Annotated in this window: 17 protein-coding genes; 12 read left to right on the forward strand and 5 right to left on the reverse strand. The window is 72.0% G+C overall.

All coding sequences use genetic code 11. From position 1 onward, the window contains the following. Positions 1–60 precede the first annotated feature (60 nt). From ACIGJO_RS24125 to ACIGJO_RS24135, 3 genes are read right to left on the reverse strand one after another with little or no spacing between them, the layout of a single operon-like run. Entirely contained in the window at positions 61–1,377 is a 1,317-nt protein-coding gene (locus ACIGJO_RS24125; protein WP_399961218.1) for a coenzyme F420-0:L-glutamate ligase, read from the reverse strand. After that, entirely contained in the window at positions 1,374–2,330 is a 957-nt protein-coding gene (cofD, locus tag ACIGJO_RS24130; RefSeq protein ID WP_399961220.1) for a 2-phospho-L-lactate transferase, read from the reverse strand. Before cofD ends, ACIGJO_RS24125 begins: the two co-directional genes overlap by 4 nt. 13 nt (positions 2,331–2,343) lie before the next feature. Then, positions 2,344–2,844: a cysteine dioxygenase gene (locus tag ACIGJO_RS24135; RefSeq protein WP_399961222.1), complete on the reverse strand. Its 501-nt coding sequence runs from the start codon at positions 2,842–2,844 to the stop codon at positions 2,344–2,346. 673 nt (positions 2,845–3,517) lie between these two features. Here ACIGJO_RS24135 and ACIGJO_RS24140 point away from each other — a divergent pair. The 3 genes from ACIGJO_RS24140 to ACIGJO_RS24150 all read left to right on the forward strand — a co-directional run bounded on the left by ACIGJO_RS24140 (position 3,518) and on the right by ACIGJO_RS24150 (position 9,723). Beyond that, the gene (locus ACIGJO_RS24140) at positions 3,518–3,781 is read left to right on the forward strand and encodes a WhiB family transcriptional regulator (RefSeq protein ID WP_014046372.1); all 264 of its coding nucleotides are present in this window, start codon (positions 3,518–3,520) and stop codon (positions 3,779–3,781) included. Between the two features lie 423 nt (positions 3,782–4,204). After that, positions 4,205–8,146, forward strand: a complete 3,942-nt coding sequence (locus ACIGJO_RS24145) for a glycosyltransferase (protein ID WP_399961224.1) — start codon at positions 4,205–4,207, stop codon at positions 8,144–8,146. Beyond that, entirely contained in the window at positions 8,143–9,723 is a 1,581-nt protein-coding gene (locus ACIGJO_RS24150; protein ID WP_399961226.1) for a DUF5719 family protein, read from the forward strand. Before ACIGJO_RS24145 ends, ACIGJO_RS24150 begins: the two co-directional genes overlap by 4 nt. A 94-nt stretch (positions 9,724–9,817) precedes the next feature. Here ACIGJO_RS24150 and ACIGJO_RS24155 read toward each other — a convergent pair whose 3' ends face one another. Then, entirely contained in the window at positions 9,818–10,246 is a 429-nt protein-coding gene (locus ACIGJO_RS24155) for a metallopeptidase family protein (protein WP_399961228.1), read from the reverse strand. Between the two features lie 321 nt (positions 10,247–10,567). Here ACIGJO_RS24155 and ACIGJO_RS24160 point away from each other — a divergent pair, with 321 nt between their 5' ends. The 8 genes from ACIGJO_RS24160 (at position 10,568) to ACIGJO_RS24195 (ending at position 18,934) form a co-directional block, all read left to right on the forward strand. Next, positions 10,568–10,945, forward strand: a complete 378-nt coding sequence (locus tag ACIGJO_RS24160) for a DUF3499 domain-containing protein (protein ID WP_266931609.1) — start codon at positions 10,568–10,570, stop codon at positions 10,943–10,945. Positions 10,946–11,003: 58 nt separating this feature from the next. Then, the gene (locus tag ACIGJO_RS24165; RefSeq protein WP_399961231.1) at positions 11,004–12,374 is read left to right on the forward strand and encodes a phosphomannomutase/phosphoglucomutase; all 1,371 of its coding nucleotides are present in this window, start codon (positions 11,004–11,006) and stop codon (positions 12,372–12,374) included. Positions 12,375–12,629: 255 nt separating this feature from the next. Next, positions 12,630–12,812 (forward strand): Trm112 family protein, encoded by a 183-nt coding sequence (locus tag ACIGJO_RS24170; protein ID WP_030927015.1) that lies wholly within the window; start codon positions 12,630–12,632, stop codon positions 12,810–12,812. Between the two features lie 110 nt (positions 12,813–12,922). Then, complete coding sequence (locus ACIGJO_RS24175) at positions 12,923–14,059, forward strand: SIS domain-containing protein (RefSeq protein ID WP_399961233.1); 1,137 nt, start codon at positions 12,923–12,925, stop codon at positions 14,057–14,059. Between the two features lie 94 nt (positions 14,060–14,153). Continuing rightward, positions 14,154–15,326 carry a mannose-6-phosphate isomerase, class I gene (gene manA / locus ACIGJO_RS24180; RefSeq protein ID WP_399961236.1) on the forward strand — a complete coding sequence of 391 codons (1,173 nt, stop codon included), beginning with the start codon at positions 14,154–14,156 and terminating at the stop codon, positions 15,324–15,326. A 112-nt stretch (positions 15,327–15,438) separates the two neighbouring features. Next, positions 15,439–16,419, forward strand: coding sequence for a cation diffusion facilitator family transporter (locus ACIGJO_RS24185; RefSeq protein WP_399961238.1), 981 nt, complete (start codon positions 15,439–15,441; stop codon positions 16,417–16,419). Between the two features lie 262 nt (positions 16,420–16,681). After that, positions 16,682–18,139, forward strand: coding sequence for an adenosylhomocysteinase (gene ahcY / locus ACIGJO_RS24190; RefSeq protein ID WP_399961241.1), 1,458 nt, complete (start codon positions 16,682–16,684; stop codon positions 18,137–18,139). Positions 18,140–18,292: 153 nt separating this feature from the next. Further along, on the forward strand, positions 18,293–18,934 hold the full coding sequence (locus tag ACIGJO_RS24195) for a hypothetical protein (protein WP_399961243.1): 642 nt from the start codon (positions 18,293–18,295) through the stop codon (positions 18,932–18,934). Here the strand turns inward: ACIGJO_RS24195 and ACIGJO_RS24200 are convergent. After that, positions 18,931–19,896 carry an RDD family protein gene (locus tag ACIGJO_RS24200; RefSeq protein WP_399961284.1) on the reverse strand — a complete coding sequence of 322 codons (966 nt, stop codon included), beginning with the start codon at positions 19,894–19,896 and terminating at the stop codon, positions 18,931–18,933. The genes ACIGJO_RS24195 and ACIGJO_RS24200 overlap by 4 nt on opposite strands. Before the next feature lie 117 nt (positions 19,897–20,013). Here ACIGJO_RS24200 and ACIGJO_RS24205 point away from each other — a divergent pair, with 117 nt between their 5' ends. Next, on the forward strand, positions 20,014–21,021 hold the full coding sequence (locus ACIGJO_RS24205) for a stage II sporulation protein M (protein ID WP_399961245.1): 1,008 nt from the start codon (positions 20,014–20,016) through the stop codon (positions 21,019–21,021). Positions 21,022–21,364 lie beyond the last annotated feature (343 nt).

Consider the following 21,364-nt stretch of genomic DNA (forward strand, 5'->3'; position numbering starts at 1 on the left):
CGCACGGCCCCGCCCCTCACCGCACGGCCACTGCTCACCGCACGGTGATGAAGTCCGCGCTCACCGCACGGTGATGAAGTCCGCCACCTCCCGGACGCCCCGCTCCCGGGGAGCACCCGCCGCGTGCCCGATCGCCACCGCGCCCAACGGATCCCAGGACTCCGGAAGCTCCAGCACCTCCCGCACCACGTCCCGGCAGAACATCGTCGAGGACACCCACGCCGAGCCCAGCCGCTCACCCGCCAGCGCCACCAGGAAGTTCTGCACGCCCGCCCCGGCGGCGACCACGAACATCTCGCGCTCCGCCGTGTCCCGGCGCTCGTCCCCATAGGTGTGGGAGCCGTCCATCACCAGGCACGGCACCGCGAGATACGACGCGTCGCGCAGCACATCGCCCCGCCGCACCCGCTTCGTGATCGACTCCTCGTCCTTGCCGTCGCGCCGCAGATCCGCGGTCCACGCGTCCCGCATCGCGTCGAGCAGCCGGGTCCGCGACGCGGCGGACTCCAGCAGGACGAACCGCCACGGCGTCGTGTGGTGCGGCGCCGGAGCGGTCAGCGCCGAGTCCACGGCACGCCGTACCGCCCCCGGGTCCACCGGCTCGTCCGTGAACTCGCGCACCGTGCGCCGCAGGCCGACCGCCTCGCGCACCGCTTCCGAGGTCCCGAGCCGGAACATGTCGTCGGCCGCGACCCGCACCAGGGCCCGTGCCCCCGGATCCTCGTCACCGGGTGCGCCCACGACATGCGGCAGCCCCCGTACGACCGCGACCGGCAGCCCCGCCGCCTTGCCCTTGACCAGGTCGCCCGCGGCGGCCAGCTCGTCCGCGGTCGCGACGACCGTGGCGCTGAGCGGATTGCCGTACGTGTCCGTCCCGCCGCGCAGATCGTCCAGCACCCGGACCCCGGCCGCCCCGATCGCCACATCGGTCAGCCCGTTGCGCCAGGGGCGCCCGAAGGTGTCCGTGACGACCACGCCGATCTCGACCCCGAGCGTGTCCCGCAGCCCGTCCCGTATCGCCCGCGCCGAGGCGTCGGAGTCCTCGGGCAGCAGCAGCACGGTCCCGGCGGGGGTGTTCGAGGCGTCGACGCCGGCCGCGGCCATGACCAGCCCCTGCCGGTTCTCCACGATCCGCAGGGGTCCGCGCCGCGCCACCACGCGTACCGTCTCGGCGTCTATCGCCGCCTCCCGGTCCGCCGCCTCGACGATCCGGCCCTCCGCCTTGGAGACGATCTTCGAGGTGACGAGCAGGACATCACCGTCCACCAGCCCCGGCTCCGCGGCGGCGATCAGCTTCGCGAGGTCGTCCCCCGCACGCACCTCGGGAATCCCGGGCAGTGCCCACACCCGGAACGAGGGCATCCCGGCCCCGCTCATGCCCGGACCTCCTCGGCCAGGGCCAGCGCCTGGCGGGCCATCTCGGCCGTCGCGTCCACGTCCGTCATCATCAGCGGCACCGCGCGGCAGCGGATCCCCGCCGCCTCGACCTCGCCGACCGCCCCGGCGTCCACCGTGTCGACCAGCCAGCCGTCCAGCAGCCCCGAACCGTAGTGCTGGGCCACCGCCGCGGCCGTCGACTCCACGCCCACCGCCGCCAGCACCTTGTCCGCCATGCCCCGCACGGGGGCGCCCCCGACGATGGGGGAGAGGCCGACGACCGGTACCCCGGCCTCGGCGATGGCCTCCCGGATCCCCGGCACGGCGAGGATCGTCCCCACCGACACCACGGGGTTGGACGGCGGGAAGACGATGACATCGGCCGCGGCGATGGCCTCCAGCACTCCCGGCGCCGGCTTGGCCTGCTCCGCGCCGACCGGCACGATCGCCCGCGCCTCGACCGAGGCCCGCAGCTTCACCCAGTACTCCTGGAAGTGGACCGCCCTGCTCTCGCCGTCCATATCGACCGCGACATGCGTCTCGACCCGGTCGTCGGACATCGGCAGCAGCCGGACCCCCGGCTGCCAGCGCGCGCAGAGCGCCTCGGTGACCGCGCTCAGCGGATAGCCGGCGCCCAGCATCTGCGTACGGACGATGTGGGTCGCGAAGTCACGGTCGCCGAGCCCGAACCAGTCCGGTCCCACGCCGTAGGCCGCCAGCTCCTCCTTGACGTGGAAGCTCTCGTCCGTACGCCCCCAGCCCTGCTCCTCGTCGATGCCACCGCCGAGGGTGTACATCACGGTGTCGAGGTCGGGACAGACCTTCAGCCCGAACAGATGGATGTCGTCACCCGTGTTGCCGATCACCGTGATGTCCGCGTCGGGCGAGGCCTGCTTGAGGCCACGCAGGAAACGAGCACCACCGATACCGCCGGCCAGAACCACAATGCGCATGGACAGCAGTTTGTCAGGCCGGTACGACATCCAGGGCCGCCGGGGCGCATTGGGCGGAGTGCATCGGCATCGCGGTCAGACCCGGGTAGTAGATGTGCAGACTGACGGCGGGTTCGAGCGAGTCGTTGACCACTTCGTGGACGTACCCGGGGGCGAAGACCCGCTGCGCGCCGGAGCCCAGGACGCGGCTGCCGCGCCCGCTGTGCTCGGTCAACTCGCCCTCCAGCACGGTCAGCGCGCCGGAGGACGGACCGTGGTCGTGCCGGCCGCTGCCCTGTCCGGGAACCCAGCTGAGCAGCCAGACCTCGTACCCGGGGCCGGTGCGCAGGCGGTGGTACCAGCGGGTGGCCGCGTCGAACCGCACGAGCGGAGCCCACTGCGCGCGGTCGGCGGCGATGGACCGCGCGAGTCCGGCGAACTCGGCCACGGTGGAGGGGTGTTCACGGGCCGGCTGGAGAAGGTGCTGGACCTCGAGGATGTCGCCGGCGATCTGGAGGTCGCTGTCGCTGTTCATGGGTGAGGTGGTCCTCGGCATGGGGGTGCATGTGTGGGGAGCCGCGAAGAGCGGCGGACGGCCGGGGTGCGGCCGTCGGAAACGGGATGCGGTGCGGAGATCCGTGCTGGATCAGAGCTGGAGCGTCAGGGCTTCAACAGCTGTGACAGCAACAGCGGGCCTGAACAGCGGTACGGAACCCACGGACGTGGGTGACGTGCATCGCTGAGGTCGCTGGCATGGCATCAAGGAGACCGGCCGGATCGCCCGCTGTCAACCCATTGACCGATTTGGGGGGTAATGTTTCACCCCTTCCGGTTGCCAGGGGTGAAGAAACGTTTGTTCACCTGTGGTGGCGGAGATGTGGCGCATCGAGAGCGCCTTCAAACGCCGCCGGGATCTCGTGACCTGGCTGTGATCCTGATCGCTTCAGTGATCGAATCGCAACACAGGGAGACGCTTACTCGTCTCACCTGGTGAGGCGCGTCGCGGCAGGGGCCTGTGGCACATGTCAGGTTTTTGGTGATTTGCACACTTTCCGCATAGGCTTGGTTCCGCAGAGTGAATACCTGGGCCAATAGCAGATCCTCGCTTGACTGGCTCGGAGCTACACACTTGTAATTTCACTCGTGTCGTTCGGCCGCAATCAGTAACGGCCGCATCACGGGACGCAAGAGACAGACGAGGGGCGCACATGACCGAGCTGTTCCAGCAACTGCTGGTCGAGGACGCGGACGAGGAACTCGGCTGGCAGGAGCGCGCACTGTGCGCCCAGACCGATCCCGAGTCCTTCTTTCCCGAGAAGGGCGGATCCACCCGCGAGGCGAAGAAGGTCTGCCTCGCCTGTGAAGTCCGTTCGGAATGCCTTGAGTACGCACTTGCCAACGACGAACGTTTCGGTATCTGGGGCGGGCTCTCCGAGCGGGAGCGACGGCGCCTCAAGAAGGCCGCCATCTAGAGGTGCCACCTGAGGCACCGTCCGATGCGCCGTCCGATGCACCGTCCGGGAACGGCATATGAGGGCGGCACACAGGGCCGCCGCAGCGGCGCGGCCGGACGGGGCGGTTGTCCGAGGCCGACGCCACAGGGCCCGCCCGGATCGCCGCCCGCGGCCCCGTCGGGGCAGTTGTCCCCGTTGCCCCGGCCGGGCCCGCACCCGGCCACGCCGACGGCCCGTCCTCCGTATCCTTCCGCAGGGTCCGGGCGCCGGGCCGTCCGTGTGTCCGCCCCCGTTCCGCTGCTCGGCGACACCCCCACCCACCCGTACCGTTAGTGTGGGGCCCCGTCCGAGACACGCCAACGCCCCGCCGGGGCGCGCGTGTACACCGATGCAGCCCCCGGGGGGACGCCCCCCGGACCCGGCCGGAGGGCCCGTACCCCGATGTCCGTGCACAGCCACTCGGCGGCGCCGAACGCGGTCGCCGCCGCCCCAGAGTTCCCCCGGCACGTCGTCACCGCCGTGCTCGTCTCCCATGACGGCGCACGCTGGCTCCCCGACGCGCTCTCCGGGCTGCTCGGGCAGGAACGCCCCGTACAGAACGCCGTCGCCGCCGACACCGGCAGCGCCGACGACTCCGCGCGGCTGGTCACCGAGGCGCTCGGCGACGAACGCGTCCTGCACCTCGCACGCCGTACGAGCTTCGGCACCGCCGTCGACGAGGCGGCCCGCACGGCCGGAGTCCTCACCCCCGACGACCTGCCGTACCTCAAGCGCCCCAGCGGCTGGGACCCCGTCAGCCGGACCTGGGTCGACGAGAACTACGACCTGCCGGAACTGCCCCACGGCGAACCCGTCCAGTGGCTCTGGCTGCTGCACGACGACTGCGCACCCGCGCCCGACGCGCTCGCCGCGATGCTGCGCGTCGTGGACACCGACCGGCACGCGGCGATCGTCGGACCCAAACTGCGCGGCTGGTACGACCGCAAGCAGCTCCTCGAAGTCGGCGTCTCCATCGCCAACAGCGGGCGCCGCTGGACCGGGCTCGACCGCCGCGAACAGGACCAGGGCCAGCACGACCAGGTCCGCACCGTGCTCTCCGTCTCCTCCGCCGGCATGCTGATCCGCCGTGATGTGTGGGAGGAACTCGGCGGTTTCGACCGCGGTCTCCCGCTGATGCGCGACGACGTCGACCTCTGCTGGCGCGCCCACATGGCGGGACACCGGGTGCTCGTCGCCCCCGACGCCGTCCTGCGGCACGCCGAGGCATCCGCTCGGGAACGCCGTCCCATCGACTGCGCCGGCCGCTCGGTCTCCAGCCCGCACCGCGTCGACAAGGCGGGCGCGGCCTACACCATGCTCGTCAACGCCACGGGCAAGACCCTGCCCTGGGTCCTGCTCCGGCTCGTCGTCGGCACCCTGCTGCGCACCCTCGCCTACCTGGTCGGCAAGGTGCCCGGCCAGGCGGTCGACGAGGTCGCCGGACTCCTCGGCACCCTGCTGCGGCCCGGACGGATCCTCGCCGCGCGCCGGAGCCGGGGCAAGGGGACGGTGGACGCCGCCGAACTGCGCGCGCTCTTCCCGCCGCCGGGCGCCACCGTCCGCGCCACCGTCGATCAGGTCGCGGGCAACTTCGGCCGCCGCACCGACGCCGACTCCGGCGGCTCCCGGCACGGAGCCGTGGAGTCCGGACCGGGCGGGGACGACGCCGACTTCCTGGAGATCGACCAGTTCGCCCGGCTCAAGAAGGTCGGCCGCAAGCCGGGCCCGGTCCTCTTCGCGCTGCTGCTCGTGGTCTCCCTCATCGCCTGCCGCGGCCTGCTGAGCGGCGGCGCGCTCGCGGGCGGCGCACTGCTGCCCGCGCCCGGTGACGTCGCCGACCTCTGGGGGCGGTACGCCGACGGCTGGCACCCGGTCGGCACCGGCAACACCGAGTCCGCGCCGCCGTACCTCGCCGTGATCTCGGCGCTGTCCGCGCTGTTCCTCGGCTCCACCGGCTTCGCGCTCACCCTGCTGCTGGTCTGCTCCGTCCCGCTGGCCGGACTCACCGCCTACTTCGCCTCCCGGCCGCTGCTCGAATCGCGGCTGCTGCGGGCCTGGGCGAGCATCGCGTACGCCTTCCTGCCCGCCGCGACCGGAGCACTGGCCACCGGCCGCCTCGGCACCGCCGTACTGGCCGTGCTGCTCCCGCTGATCGCCCGCGCCGCCGTCGCCGCCCACGGGATGCGCGCGGACACCGGCACGGGCAGCGGTCCCGCACGCGGCAGCTGGCGTGCCACCTGGGCCTACGCCCTGCTGCTCACCTTCACGATGGCCTTCACGCCCGTCGTCTGGCCGCTCGCCGTGGTCCTCGGCCTCGGTGTGCTGGCGCTGCGCCGGAAGGACATCACGGCGTACGGGCTCCGCTTCCTCGCCGCGGTCGGCACGCCGATGCTGATCCTCGCCCCCTGGTCGCTGTCCCTGCTGACCAGCCCGTCCGCCTTCCTGAAGGAGGCGGGCCTGGACCTCGGTACGGGCACGGCCTCCGCGCTCGACCTGCTCGGGATCAGCCCCGGCGGCCCCAAGGCCGCGGGCGGCATCCTGCTTCTCGGCATCGTGCTGGCGGCGCTGGCCGCGCTGATGCGCGGGGAGCGTCAGTTCGCCATCCGTACCGCGTGGGCCGTCGCGCTCGTCGCGCTGCTCTTCGCGGGCATCACCAACGGCTCCAGCTGGGCCGGACCCGCCACCCTCGTCTACGGCATCGCGCTGATCGCCGCCGCCCTGCTCGGGGCGGACGGTGCCCGGGTGCGCGTCGCCGCGCTCAGCTTCGGCTGGCGCCAGCCCGTCGCCGCGCTGATCGCGCTGGCCGCCGCCGCGGCTCCCGTACTGGCCGCCTTCGGCTGGATGTTCGGCGGCGCCGACGGTCCGCTGGAGCGGCGCGACCCCGTGCAGGTGCCCGCGTTCGTGGCCGAGGAGAGCGCCACCCGCGACCAGCCGCGCACCCTGGTGCTCGGCGGCACCTCGGTGGATTCCGTCGAGTACACCCTGGCCCGCGGCTCGGGCGCCCGGCTCGGTGACGCCGAGCTGACGGAGTCGGGCGGCAGCAACAGCCACCTCGACAAGGTCGTCGCCAACCTGGTCGCCGGTTCCGGTGCCGACCAGGGCAGCCAGCTGAGCGGTTTCGCGGTCCGCTACGTCCTCGTACGGGACGGGGCACCGCGCCAGGTGAGCCGGGTCCTCGACTCGACCCCCGGCCTGAGCCGGCTCAGCCAGCTGGACGGCAGCGCCCTGTGGCGGGTCGACCAGCAGGTGGCCCGGGTCATGATCGTCCCGTCGGGCGAGGGCGAGCGGCAGCCCGTCGCCTCGCTCCCGGTCGAGGCGCACACCAAGATTCCCGCGGGCGGTGCGGGCCGGGTGCTGCGGATCGCCGATGCCGCCGACCCCGGCTGGCAGGCCACGCTCGACGGCAAGCCGCTGAACCGGAAGACGGTCGACGGCTGGGCCCAGGGCTTCGAACTCCCCGCCGAGGGGGGCCGGCTGGACCTCACGTACGACACCCCGATCACGCACACCGCGTGGATCTGGACGCAGGTCGCCCTCGCCGTCGTGCTGGTGGTCCTGGCCCTGCCGGGCCGTCGCCGGGAGATCGACGACGACCTGCCCGAGGAGGAGGCCGCCGTCGCGGAGCCGATCGAGGGCGAGGGCCGCCGGGCCCGCAGGCTGCGCGCGGCCGCGCAGGCGGAGGCCGAGGCGGAACCGGCGGAGACCGGCCAGGAGGGTGGAACGCCCCAGCCGCATCAGCCGGGTCATCAGGATCAGCCGGGTCATCAGGATCAGCCGGGTCATCAGGACCGGCCGGATCAGCAGGACCGGCCGGATCCGGCACCGGTGGTGGAGCCGGGTGCGCCCGGGGAGCACATCCCCGCGCAGCAGAGCGCCGACCCGTACGCCGTGTCCCCGGACGGGCAGGCCGCCTACGCCCAGCAGCAGGACACCGGCGACTACGCGGCCGTGCCGCAGCAGCAGTACGGGGAGTGGGACGGTCAGCAGCAGTACCAGGGCGCCGACTACACGCAGTACCCGTACCAGCAGCCCGACCCGTACCAGCAGCAGAACGCCGCGTACGACCCGTACCAGCAGCAGACCGCGGGCTACCCGGCGTACGAGGGCCAGGTCCCGTACCAGGAACAGCCGCAGCAGTACCTGGAGCAGCAGTACCAGGGCCAGCCGCAGCAGTACCCGGGACAGCACGACCCCAACGGTCACATCGACCCCAACGGTCACACCGGACACCAGCCCTACCCCGACACCACCGACCCCGTCCAGTACAACGAGCACGTCGACAACCCGGCCCCGGGCCAGGCCCCGTGGCAGTCCGGTAACGCATCGCGAGGCGAGTCCGAGTGAAGTCCACCCACCTGTCCCTCATCGCGGGCACCGTCGCCCTCGCCGCCGTCACCGGGTTCGCCGCGCTCACCGCGCCCGGCGAGGGGGATACGACGGAGGCGAAGCTCACGTCCCGGCTGCCCGTCGAACGCTCCAGCCTGCTCTGCCCGGCGCCCAGCGGCTCCGACCTCGCGGACACGCGGTACACGTCGTTCACCCCGCCGGGACAGGGCGCCACCGGGAAGGACGCCCCGGCCGAGAGCGGCGCCGAGCTGAAGCCGGCCGTGCCGGTCATGGACGACGAGGACGCGGCGCCGGAGAAGGACGAGAAGACCGAGAAGGACCCCAAGAAGATCAAGAAGGCCGAGGAGGCGGCGAGGAAGGCGAAGGAGAAGGCCGAGAAGCCGGTCATCTCCGTGAAGGAGCCCGGCAAGCCGGCCACCGCCGAGGCCTCCGGCGCCGATGCCCCCGCCCTGGTCGGCACCGCCACCGGCCGGTCGGCACCCGGCTGGGCCGCCCAGCAGACGACCGTCGTCGCCGCGGGTGACAGCCGAGGGCTCCTCGGGGTCGGCTGCACGGCACCCGAAACGGACTTCTGGTTCCCCGGGGTGAGCACCGCGAAGTCCCGTCAGGACTACATCCACCTCACCAACCCGGACGACACGGCCGCCGTGGCCGACATCGAGCTGTACGGCCCCGAAGGGCTCCTCAAGTCCGACGGGAGCGAGGGCCACACGATCCAGCCCCGGTCGAGCGTCTCGGTGCTGGTCTCCACCCTGACGGGTGAGGCCGTGGGCGGGGTGACCGCCCATGTCACCACCCGCAGCGGACGGGTCGGCGCCGTCGTCGGTGTCGCGGAGGACCAGGCGGGCAGCGACTGGCTGACGGCCGCCGCGGACCCGGCGGGCACCCTCGTGATGCCCGGCATCCCGGCCGACGCCACCTCCGTACAGCTGGTGGCCTTCGCCCCCGGCGAGGACGACGCGGATGTGAAGGTGCAGCTGATGGGCGGGACGGCGACGTTCTCCCCGGCCGGCAACGACACCCTGCACATCAAGTCGGGGATGACCGCGACCCTCGACCTGAAGGACGTGACCCGGGGCGAGCCGGGCTCCCTGCGGCTGACTCCCGTGCAGAGCAGCCGGGCCACGCCGGTCGTGGCCGCCCTGCGGGTGGTGCGCGGCACCGGCGCCAAGCAGGAGATCGCCTACATCCCGGCGACCGGTCCGGTGGGCGAGCGGGCCACCGCCGCCGACAACCGGGCCAAGGGCTCGACGCTCTCCCTGGCCGCGCCGGGTGCGACGGCCAAGGTGAAGGTCACCGCGTCGGCGGGCAGCGAGGGCGGCGAACAGACCGTCAAGACGTACACCATCAAGGCCGGTACGACACTCGCGGTCACCCCGCCGGTCCCGGCCGGGCTCAAGGGCACCTACGCGCTGACGGTCGAGCCGGAGTCGGGCGGCCCGGTGTACGCCGCCCGCACGCTCGCCCTTCCCGAGGGCGGCGTCCAGATGTTTACGGTGCAGACACTGGCGGACGACAGGGGAACGGTCGCCGTCCCGTCGACGAAGCAGGATCTGTCGGTCCTGGCCGACTGAGGCCGCCGACGGTATTCCACGTGAGGGCGGGGCGCCGGCCCCGCCCTCACCGTTTCACCGGTCCCCGTACGGCCTCACCGCTCCCGGTGCGCGGTCAGTCCTGCCCGTACCGGGGGTCCACCGACTCGGGAGCCAGGCCCAGCAGATCCGCGACCTGCTCCACGACGACCTCGTGCACCAGCAGCGCACGTTCGTCGCGGCTCTTGGTGCGGATCTCCACGGGGCGCCGGTAGATGACGATCTGCGCGGGCCGCCCCTTGGCGGCGGCCAGCGCGCTGCCCAGCGGAACGGTCTCCTCCAGCGTGCCCGGCACATCGAGGACCACGAAGTCCACCTCGGCCAGCTGGGGCCAGCGCCGCTCCAGCCGCTCCACCGAGTCCTGGACCAGATCGCGGAACGTCTCCGCCCGGCTCACGGACAGGGGCACCTGGGGCGGGGCGAGGGGCCCCCGCATGCCGCGGCCATGGCGGTCACGGCGACGGGGCCGTGGTTCGGACGGGCTGGGCGGTACGGGACTGTCCATCACCGACGCAGCGTAACCCTCCCCGGGGCAGGCGGAGCGTGACCGTGTCGCGGCCCGGCCACCGGTCCCCGGTTGACCATTCCGGCCAAGGTTGAGCCCGTTTCAGGCCCCGAATCCGGTCTCCGGGCCCTCGCCCGACGCCGGCTCCCCTCCTCCGGGGTGAGCGAGGCGTTCCGGTCGCAGCACGCGCTTTCCCGCCACCGCGCAGGTCACGGCAGTCCCTCCGGGGACCTCTGTGCGGGAGGTCACAGCGCGACACGGTGGGGCGACCTGTGGGGGAGTCGTCGCAGCCCGCTCAAGAGTGCGGTACCGTCCAACATCGTGAGCCCTGTACGTCGCTGTTCGCGCACCGCGTGCGGCCGCCCTGCCGTCGCGACACTGACGTACGTCTATGCCGACTCGACTGCGGTCCTCGGCCCGCTCGCCACCTACGCCGAGCCCCACTGTTACGACCTCTGTGCCGAACACAGTGAGCGGCTCACCGCGCCACGCGGCTGGGAGGTGGTGCGGCTCTCCGACGGCTCCGCCCCCTCACGCCCCAGCGGTGACGACCTCGAAGCGCTCGCCAACGCCGTACGGGAAGCCGCGCGCCCCCAGGACCGCGGGCCGGACGGCGGCGGCCGGGGCCCCCGCTCCGCGGATCCGGTCGAGGTCGCGCGCCGCGGCCACCTGCGCGTACTGCGTTCCCCGGACTCCTGACCCCGCGGCCCGGCCGGGTAGTTTGGGCGCTCCGCCCCAACCCCCAGGAGGACCGGCCGTGGTTGCTGATCTGTCGCAGCTCGTGAAGGCGTACGACGTGCGCGGAGTGGTGCCCGACCAGTGGGACGAGCCGTTGGCCGAGCTGTTCGGAGCCGCGTTCGTCCAGGTCACCGCGGCGGACGCGATCGTGATCGGCCACGACATGCGGCCGTCGTCACCGGGTCTGGCCGGTGCCTTCGCCCGGGGCGCGGCGGCCCGTGGCGCCGATGTCACGCTGATCGGGCTCTGCTCGACGGACCAGCTCTACTACGCGTCGGGGGCGCTGGACCTGCCGGGGGCGATGTTCACGGCCTCGCACAATCCGGCGCGCTACAACGGCATCAAGATGTGCCGCGCCGGAGCCGCCCCCGTGGGCCAGGACACCGGTCTGACCGAGATCCGCACCCTGGTCGAACAGTGGTCCGAAAACGGCGCTCCGCAGATCCCCGCGACCACCGTCCCGGGCACGGTCGGCGAGCGCGACACCCTGACCGACTACGCCGCGCACCTGCTGGGGCTGGTCGAACTCGACGGAATCAGGCCCCTCAAGGTCGTCGTGGACGCGGGCAACGGCATGGGCGGCCACACGGTCCCGACGGTCTTCGCCGGCCTCCCGCTCGACCTCGTACCCATGTACTTCGAGCTGGACGGCACCTTCCCGAACCACGAGGCCAACCCCCTCGACCCGAAGAACATCGTCGACCTCCAGGCCCGTGTGCTCGCCGAGGGCGCCGATCTGGGGCTCGCCTTCGACGGGGACGCGGACCGCTGCTTCGTGGTCGACGAGCGGGGCGCCGGAGTCTCCCCGTCCGCGATCACGGCCCTGGTCGCCGCCCGCGAACTGGCCCGCAACGGCGGCGAGGGCACCGTCATCCACAACCTGATCACCTCCTGGTCGGTCCCGGAGGTGATCCGCGAGAACGGCGGAACCCCCGTCCGGACCCGGGTGGGCCACTCCTTCATCAAGGCGGAGATGGCCGCGCACGGCGCGATCTTCGGCGGCGAGCACTCCGCGCACTACTACTTCCGGGACTTCTGGAACGCCGACACGGGCATGCTCGCCGCCCTTCACGTGCTGGCCGCGCTGGGTGGCCGGCAGGGCCCGCTGTCCGAACTGCTCGCCCAGTACGACCGGTACACGGGCTCCGGCGAGATCAACTCCACGGTCGAGGACCAGGAGGGCCGCCTGACCGCGATCAAGGCGGCGTACGGCGACCGCGACGACATCACGTTCGACGAACTCGACGGCCTCACGGTCACGTCCGCCGACTGGTGGTTCAACCTCCGGGCCTCCAACACGGAGCCGCTGCTGCGCCTCAATGTCGAGGCGAAGGACGAGGAGACGATGAGAGCGGTACGTGACGAGGTCCTGTCGGTGGTCCGGGGCTGAGCCCGCCGACATCCGCCCGGTGCGCGACGCCGGTCCGCGCGCTGGCCGGTCCGCGCGCTGGCCGGTCCGCGACGCCCGGTGCGCGATGCCGGGCCCGCGCAGAGGGCTCCGCGGCGGATGCCCCGCCCCGCTGCGGACGCCTCCGCCGCGGACGCCCCCGCCGGGCCGCGCCCCCGCCACCCCGGCGGTAGGCTGACGACGCCTGATCCACGCGAACCCGAACCGCTTGTTCGAACGCTCGAAGGGACCCACCCCATGCCGCTCGAAGCCGGCCTTCTGGAGATCCTCGCCTGCCCGGCCTGTCACTCTCCGCTCGACGACCGGTCGGCGGCCGACAGCCCGGAGCTGGTCTGCACCGGCACCGACTGCGGCCTGGCCTACCCGGTACGGGACGGCATCCCGGTCCTGCTCGTCGACGAGGCCCGCCGCCCCGCCTGACCGCGAGCGCCGCGCAAGGGGCGCGGGCGGGCGGCGTGCATCGCCGTACCCCGTACCCGTACCCCGGATCTCGCACCCCGCATCCGTTCGGTGATCGGAGGCCCACCACCATGCTCGACGAGTCGCTGCTCGACGCCCCGGAAGCCCTGGCCCGAGCCGACCGCCGCGGTCTGCTCCACGGCGCCGCCGAGGCAGGTGCCCGGGTCCGTACCGCCGCCCGGCACGCCGCCGAGGCCGGCATCGGCCACCTGAACCCGGAGGGCAGGCCCCGCGCCGTCCTCGTCGCGGGACCGGGCACCGCCGCATCCGGCGTCGCCGACCTGATCGGCGCACTTGCGGGGGCCGCCGCCCCCGTGACCCGTATCCGCCCCTCGGGCGTCGCCCCCGCCGCCGGAGCCCTGCGCTGGGGGCTCCCCGGCTGGGCCGGATCCGTGGACCTGCTGCTCATCGTCACGGCCGACGGTTCCGAGCCGGGCCTCGCCCTGCTCGCCGAACAGGCGTACCGGCGCGGCTGCACCGTCGTCGCCGTGGCCCCCACCCGCTCGCCCCTGCGCGAAGCGGTCGACGGGGTGCACGGCCTCGTCGTACCGATGGCGGCGGCGCCGCACGGCGAGTACGACGCGGAGACCTCGGCCGCCGGACCCGGCACCCTCTGGGCGCTGCTCACCCCGCTGCTGGCACTCCTGGACCGGGCGGGCCTGGTGGCCGCCTCCGCCGAGGACCTCCAGAAGGTGGCCGACCGCCTGGACCGCACCGCCGAACGCTGCGGCCCGGCCATCGCCACGTACAGCAACCCGGCGAAGACCCTCGCCGCCGAGCTCGCCGACACCCTGCCGCTGCTGTGGACGGAGGGCGAGGCCGCGGGCCCGGTGGGCCGCCGCTTCGCCGCCGTACTGTCCGAGCTCACCGGCCGCCCGGCGCTCGCCGCCGAACTCCCGCAGGCACTGCCCTCGCACGGCGCGCTGCTGGCCGGGGACTTCGCGGCCGGAGCCGACCCCGACGACTTCTTCCGTGACCGCGTCAACGAGCGCGAGACCCTGCGGGCCAGGGTCGTGCTGCTCCGGGACCGGCCCACCGGCGGCCTGAGCGCCTACCCGGCGGCGCGCGAACTGGCGCTCGGCCACGACACGGCCGTCAGCGAACTCGAACCGGAGGACGGCAACGAGCTCGAAGCCCTGGCCGAGCTGCTCGCCGTCACCGACTTCGCCGCGGTCTATCTGTCACTCGCTGCGGTACCCGGGCCCTGACACCCCGGCATCCGCGTGCCCCGACGTGCTCCGCCGCGTCCGCTCGACACCGTTGCCCGACGCATCCCTGACTCATCCCCCGAGGACGATCTCCATGGACAGGCTGTCCAACACCGTGCGCCCCTACGCCTGGGGCTCCACCACGGCCATCCCCGCACTGCTCGGCGTGGCTCCCACCGGTGAGCCGCAGGCCGAGATGTGGATGGGCGCCCACCCAGGAGCCCCTTCCCGCATCACCCGCCCCGGCGCCGACGGCGGGGAACGCCCCCTCACCGAGGTCATCGCCGCCGACCCCGAACGCGAACTGGGCCCGGCCGCCGTCGCCAGGTTCGGCCCCCGCCTCCCCTTCCTGCTCAAGCTGCTCGCGGCGGGCGCCCCTCTCTCCCTCCAGGTCCACCCCGACCTCGAACAGGCCGCGAAGGGGTACGCGGACGAGGAGAGCCGGGGCGTCCCGATCGACGCCCCCCACCGCACGTACAAGGACACCAACCACAAGCCCGAGCTGATCTGCGCGCTCACCGCCTTCGACGGGCTGTGCGGCTTCCGCCGGCCCGCCGAGGCGGCCGACGCGATCGAGGCCCTCGGAGTCGGCTCCCTCAAGCCGTACGTGGACCTGCTCCGCGCCCACCCCGAAGAGGCGGCGCTGCGCGAGGTGCTCACGGCGATCCTCACCGCCGACCCGGCGGAGATGGCGGACACGGTCACCGAGGCCGCGGCGGCGGCCGACCGGCTCGGCGGCGCCCACGCCCCGTACGCCCGGATAGCCCACCACTTCCCCGGCGATCCCGGTGTCATCGCGGCCATGCTGCTGAACTACGTGCAGCTCGAACCGGGCGAGGCCCTGTTCCTCGGCGCCGGTGTCCCGCATGCCTACCTCGATGGCCTCGGCGTCGAGATCATGGCCAATTCGGACAACGTACTGCGCTGCGGACTCACCCCGAAACACATCGACGTGCCCGAACTCCTGCGCATCGTCCGCTTCGAGGCCACCGACCCCGACATCCTGCGCCCCGAGGCGTCCCCCTCCGGCGAGGAGCCGTACGAGACCCCGGCCGACGAATTCCGGCTGTCGCGCTACGACCTCGCGCCGGGCGCCGCACCCGTCGAGCTGACCGTCGCCACTCCCCAGATCGTGCTCTGCACGGCCGGTGCCCCCGAGGTCGGAGACCTCGCCCTCGCTCCCGGGGAATCGGCGTTCGTACCGGCGGGCGAAACGGTGCGAGCTTCCGGAACCGGGACACTCTTCCGGGCCACCGTGATGGCCTGACGTACCGTCCGCACCAACGACTGCAACAATGTGCCGCCGTAATACGCGGCCGTAACGGGCGGCCGTATGCGCGGCCGCCCGTGCCGCACCGAGGAAGGGACACCACGCACTCATGAGCGCGTCAGGCGGAACCAAAGCGATCGTGGCGGCGCTGGCAGCCAACCTCGCGATCGCGGTGGCCAAATTCGTGGCGTTCCTCTTCAGTGGCTCGTCGTCGATGCTCGCGGAGAGCGTCCACTCGCTCGCCGACTCCGGCAACCAGGGCCTGCTGCTGCTCGGCGGCAAGAAGGCCCAGCGCGAAGCCACTCCCCAGCACCCCTTCGGGTACGGGCGCGAGCGCTACATCTACGCCTTCCTCGTCTCCATCGTCCTCTTCTCGGTCGGTGGCATGTTCGCGATCTACGAGGGCTACGAGAAGATCAAGCACCCCCACGAGATCGAGGCCTGGTACTGGCCGGTCGGCGTGCTGATCTTCGCGATCATCGCGGAGAGCTTCTCCTTCCGTACGGCGATCAAGGAGTCCAACCAGACCCGGGGCACGCGTTCCTGGACGGAGTTCGTCCGCCGCGCGAAGGCCCCCGAGCTGCCCGTCGTCCTCCTTGAGGACCTCGGCGCCCTCGTCGGCCTGGTCCTCGCCCTCGCGGGCGTCGGTCTGGCGCTGGGCACCGGCAACGGCGTCTGGGACGGCATCGGCACCCTCTGCATCGGCATCCTGCTGATCATCATCGCGATCGTCCTCGCCGCCGAGACCAAGTCCCTGCTGCTCGGTGAGTCCGCGGGGATCGAGGAGGTCGAGAAGATCAAGGCCGCCGTGGTCGACGGCGACACCGTGACGCGCATCATCCACATGCGTACGCTCCACCTCGGCCCCGAGGAACTGCTGGTCGCCGCCAAGATCGCGGTCCGGCACGACGACACCGCCGCCGAGGTCGCCAACGCCATCAACGCCGCCGAGAACCGGATCCGCGCCGCCGTCCCGATCGCCCGGGTCATCTACCTGGAGCCGGACATCTTCAACGCGGAGGCCGCTGCCGCCGGTACCAACCCGGGCAAGCTGCCCAGCGGCCCGGCCCCGGAGGAATCCGGCCACTGAACCACCGACGTTCGGCCCTCGACGGCCCGGTGCACGCCCCGGTTGCTTGAACGGACTGGGGCTCACTGGGCCGTTCGGTGTAGATTCGTGTGAGACACAGACGTCGCTGCTGATGGCGGTTGATCGGTCCGCATCCCTGTGGACCGGCCGAGGGACAGAGGGCCTCCGACGGACTGCACTGGTGAACGACCGGGCATTCGTGTGCCCGCCGTCGCAGAGCCAGCCCAGCCCACCCTCGACCCATCACGAGGAGCAGCCCGTTATGACGACGGTCGCCAATCGCCAGGACTTCAAGGTCGCCGACCTCTCCCTCGCCGCCTTCGGCCGCAAGGAGATCACCCTCGCCGAGCACGAGATGCCCGGCCTGATGTCGATCCGCAAGGAGTACGCCGAGGCCCAGCCGCTGGCCGGTGCCCGGATCACCGGCTCGCTGCACATGACGGTGCAGACAGCCGTGCTCATCGAGACCCTCGTCGCCCTGGGCGCCGACGTCCGCTGGGCCTCCTGCAACATCTTCTCCACCCAGGACCACGCCGCCGCGGCCATCGCCGTCGGCCCGACCGGCACCCCGGAGGCCCCGGCGGGCGTCCCGGTCTTCGCCTGGAAGGGCGAGACGCTGGAGGAGTACTGGTGGTGCACGGAGCAGGCCCTGACCTGGCCGAACACCCCCACCGGCGGCCCGAACATGATCCTGGACGACGGCGGCGACGCCACCCTCCTGGTCCACAAGGGCGTCGAGTTCGAGAAGGCCGGCGCGGCCCCGGACCCGTCGACCGCGGACAGCGAGGAGTACGCCTACATCCTCACCCTGCTGAACCGCACCCTCGGCGAGTCCCCGCAGAAGTGGACCCAGCTGGCGTCCGAGATCCGCGGTGTCACCGAGGAGACCACGACCGGTGTGCACCGGCTGTACGAGATGCACCGCGACGGCACCCTCCTGTTCCCGGCGATCAACGTCAATGACGCGGTCACCAAGTCGAAGTTCGACAACAAGTACGGCTGCCGCCACTCGCTGATCGACGGCATCAACCGCGCCACCGACGTCCTGATCGGCGGCAAGACCGCCGTCGTCTGCGGCTACGGCGACGTGGGCAAGGGCTGCGCGGAGTCCCTGCGCGGTCAGGGCGCCCGCGTGATCATCACCGAGATCGACCCGATCTGCGCCCTCCAGGCCGCGATGGACGGCTACCAGGTGGCCACCCTCGACGATGTCGTGGCACAGGCCGACATCTTCGTCACCACGACGGGCAACAAGGACATCATCATGGCCTCGGACATGGCCAAGATGAAGCACCAGGCGATCGTCGGGAACATCGGCCACTTCGACAACGAGATCGACATGGCCGGCCTCGCGCAGATCGAGGGCATCGTCAAGGACGAGGTCAAGCCGCAGGTCCACACCTGGACGTTCCCCGACGGCAGGGTCCTCATCGTGCTGTCCGAGGGCCGTCTGCTGAACCTGGGCAACGCCACCGGTCACCCCTCGTTCGTGATGTCCAACTCGTTCGCGGACCAGACCCTGGCCCAGATCGAGCTGTTCACCAAGCCCGAGGAGTACCCGACCGACGTCTACGTGCTGCCCAAGCACCTGGACGAGAAGGTCGCCCGCCTGCACCTCGCCGCGCTCGGCGTCAAGCTCACGACCCTGCGCCCCGAGCAGGCCGCGTACATCGGCGTCGAGGTCGACGGCCCGTACAAGTCCGACCACTACCGCTACTGATCCGCTGCCCCTCGGCGACCGCGTGCCATCACTCACCGGTCGCCGGGAGGCCGACAGCCTCAGCGGCAGTTCCGAGCGCAGGCCCCCGCACCCCCGTGCCGGGGGCCTGCCCCGTTACCGCACCCGTACAGCCCGAGGAACCCGAAGGACCCCATGCCCCGCGGCCGGTATTCGCTCCACGATCCTCACGATCACACCCCCCTCGGCGAAGAACACTTCCACTGCGCCCCCGGCCCCTCCGGCTGGCGTTATGTCTCCCGGACCACGGCCCCCTCCGGCGATCACCTCGGCTCCGTCGACCTGGCGCTCGACGAGCTCGGCCGCCCCATCCGTCTTGAGCTCCACGCATCCGCCTGGCAGGTCCGCGGCGCCGCCCTGGAAGGCGTCACCTGGGTCCGGACCGACCCGACCGGCACTCATGCCACCGAAGGCAATGTCCGCGCCCACGCCTTCGCCGGAACGTCCCCCGCGTTCCTCGTCGCCATGACGAGGCTCCTGCGCCTCACCCCCGATTCCCCGACGACCCGCGTCCGTGTGGTCACCTTCACGGACCCGGTCCTCGCACCCCGTACCGTCGACCAGTCCTGGGCCCTGGTGAACAGTGAAGCCCATGCCACTGACAACGGCCCCCTGACCGTGGACGAATACCAGGTCAGCGCCCTGGACACAGGGGAGCGGCACACGGTCCACCTCGCCGGTGACGTGGTCCTCGCGGCGCCCGGCATCGAGCTCGAACACCTCGAAACACCCCCGTCGCCGCCACCCCCGCCCCGCAGCGCGCCCGACTTCGGCTAACCGGGCGGGGCGAAACCGGTCGTGGCCGTCCCCACCGCTGTTCCGGGAGCGACAGCCGGTACGGGGGCGACAGCCGGTACGTATGTGGCGGCCTGTGCCGGAGCAGCAGCTTGCACGGGTGCCGCGGGAACCGCCGGGGCGACGACCGGCCCGGGACCGCCGGGCATCACCGGCGGGAAGGGCGTTCCGGGCGGCGCGAACCCGCCGGGCGGGACCGCGGTGAACACCCGTCGCGCGTCACGCGACTGACGCTCGCCGACCACCCCGGCCAGATAGGCCGCCGCCGGGACACCGTGCGGAGCAGGCACACCGGTCAGCGCCACCAGCTCACCGCCCAGCCGTTCGGAGATCGTCCGGCCCACTTCGGGGTCGAGCTGGTGCATACGGGTCAGGTACTGCCGGATCGCGAGCCAGAGACCGTCCGGGACCGCCGACAGATCCAGCTGTGCGAACCGGCCGGCCAGCCAGGGCGGAGGCGGCGGCACCGCGGCCGACCGCCCCGCCGGCACCCGCTCCCGTACGACGAGCGTCCCGGCGAACACATCACCGAGCCGCCGCCCCCGCGCGGATGCCAGGGACGCGACGCAGGCCACGACCCCGAACGTCATCAGAATCTCGACCATCCCCATCGCTCCGCGCACCAGGGCGTGCCGGAACCTGATCGGCCCGCCGTCGTCCCGGACCACACGCAGCCCGCACGCCAGCTTCCCCAGCGAACGGCCGTGGCTGAGGGTCTCCACCGCGACCGGCCCACCCACCAGCACCAGCAGAAAGGCCGCCACCCCGATCGCCGCGACCGCCGCCTCGTCCAGCGAGACCGCCGCGATTCCCAGACCGATCGACACCAGGACGAAGACGGTGACGACGACCACGAGATCGATCGCCAACGCCAGGGCCCGGCTCGGCAGCCTCGCCGGCCGCAACCCCAGAACGACCGCGTCCCCGGTCACCAGCTCGTTCATCGCCACCCACCCTTCGCCGGCCTTCTCCGCCCCGTTGGTGCACAGTCTGCCAAGCTGACCGCCAGCGCCGCAGTTGTACGGACCCGTACGCACCCATGCCTGGAGCCGCAGCCGATCATGGACCTCGACGTCTTCGTCACCGCCCACCGCACGGAGTGGGACCGCCTGGACTTTCTCCTGCGCCGCGGGCGCCGTCTGACGGGTGCGGAGGCGGACGAACTCGTCGTCCTCTACCAGCGCACCGCCACCCATCTCTCCCTGATCCAGTCCAGCGCCCCGGACCCCATGCTCACGGCCAGGCTCACCCAACTCGTGGCCCGCGCCCGCTCGACGGTGACCGGCACTCGCAAGGCTTCCTGGCGCGACGCCGCCCGATTCCTCGCCGCGGGCTTCCCCGCGGCCGTCTACCGCTCGCGCCACTGGTGGATTCCCACGGCGGTCCTCTCGACCCTCCTGGCCGCGCTCATCGGCTGGTGGATCGGCACCCATCCGGAAGTCCAGGCGGCGATAGCCGCCCCGGACGACCTGCGCAGCATGACCCGCCCGGGAGGGGAGTACGAGACGTACTACTCCAGCCACCCGGCCGCGTCGTTCGCCGCGCAGGTATGGACGAACAACGCCCAGGCCGCGGCCATGTGCCTGATCCTGGGGGCGTTCCTCTGCATACCGGTGATCGTGATCCTCTTCCTCAACGTGCTGAACCTCGGTGTCGGTATAGGACTGATGTCGTCCGCGGGCCGCCTGGACACCTTTCTCGGCCTCGTCCTCCCGCACGGGCTTCTCGAACTGACGGCCGTCTTCGTGGCCGCGGGCACAGGGCTCCGTCTCGGCTGGACGGTGATCGACCCCGGTCCCCGTACGCGCCGCGTGGCTCTGGCCGCGCAGGGCCGCGCCGCCATCGGCATGGCGGTCGGCCTTGCGCTGGTCCTCTTCGTCTCGGGCGTCATCGAGGGCTTCGTGACCCCGTCAGGCCTTCCGACCTGGGCTCGGATCACCATCGGTATCGCGGCTGAGCTGGCGTTTCTCGCGTACGTCTACGTTCTGGGCGGACGAGCCGCACGCGCCGGCGACACGGGCGACCTGGACGCGGTCGAACGCAGCGCCGAGCTTCCCTCCGCAGCCTGACCACCGATGTGCGACGCCCCGCGCTGACCTGCTAGTCTCCTCCTCGCCCCCAAAAGCCGTTGACACGGTCGCTGTGGGGAGGTAGATTTAAACGGTTGCCTCGAACTGGACAAGTTCGAGCCCAACGGTTAGTGTCTGTCTCGCTCTGGGCGGGGAATTCACATTCCCGCAGAGCCAATCGATTCTCCTGCTTCGAACTCATTTGAGCTGATTATTTCAGTTGAAATGCTTCTGGTAAGGTCGAATCAGCCGAAAGGCAAAGGCCACTCCGCAGGCCGCTGGAATCGAATTCGGACCGGAAACGGAACGGAAAAGAGTCTGGTAAAGTCGGACTCGCCGGAAA

The sequence above is a fragment of the Streptomyces sp. NPDC079020 genome (genome assembly GCF_044542225.1).
GTDB lineage: Bacteria > Actinomycetota > Actinomycetes > Streptomycetales > Streptomycetaceae > Streptomyces.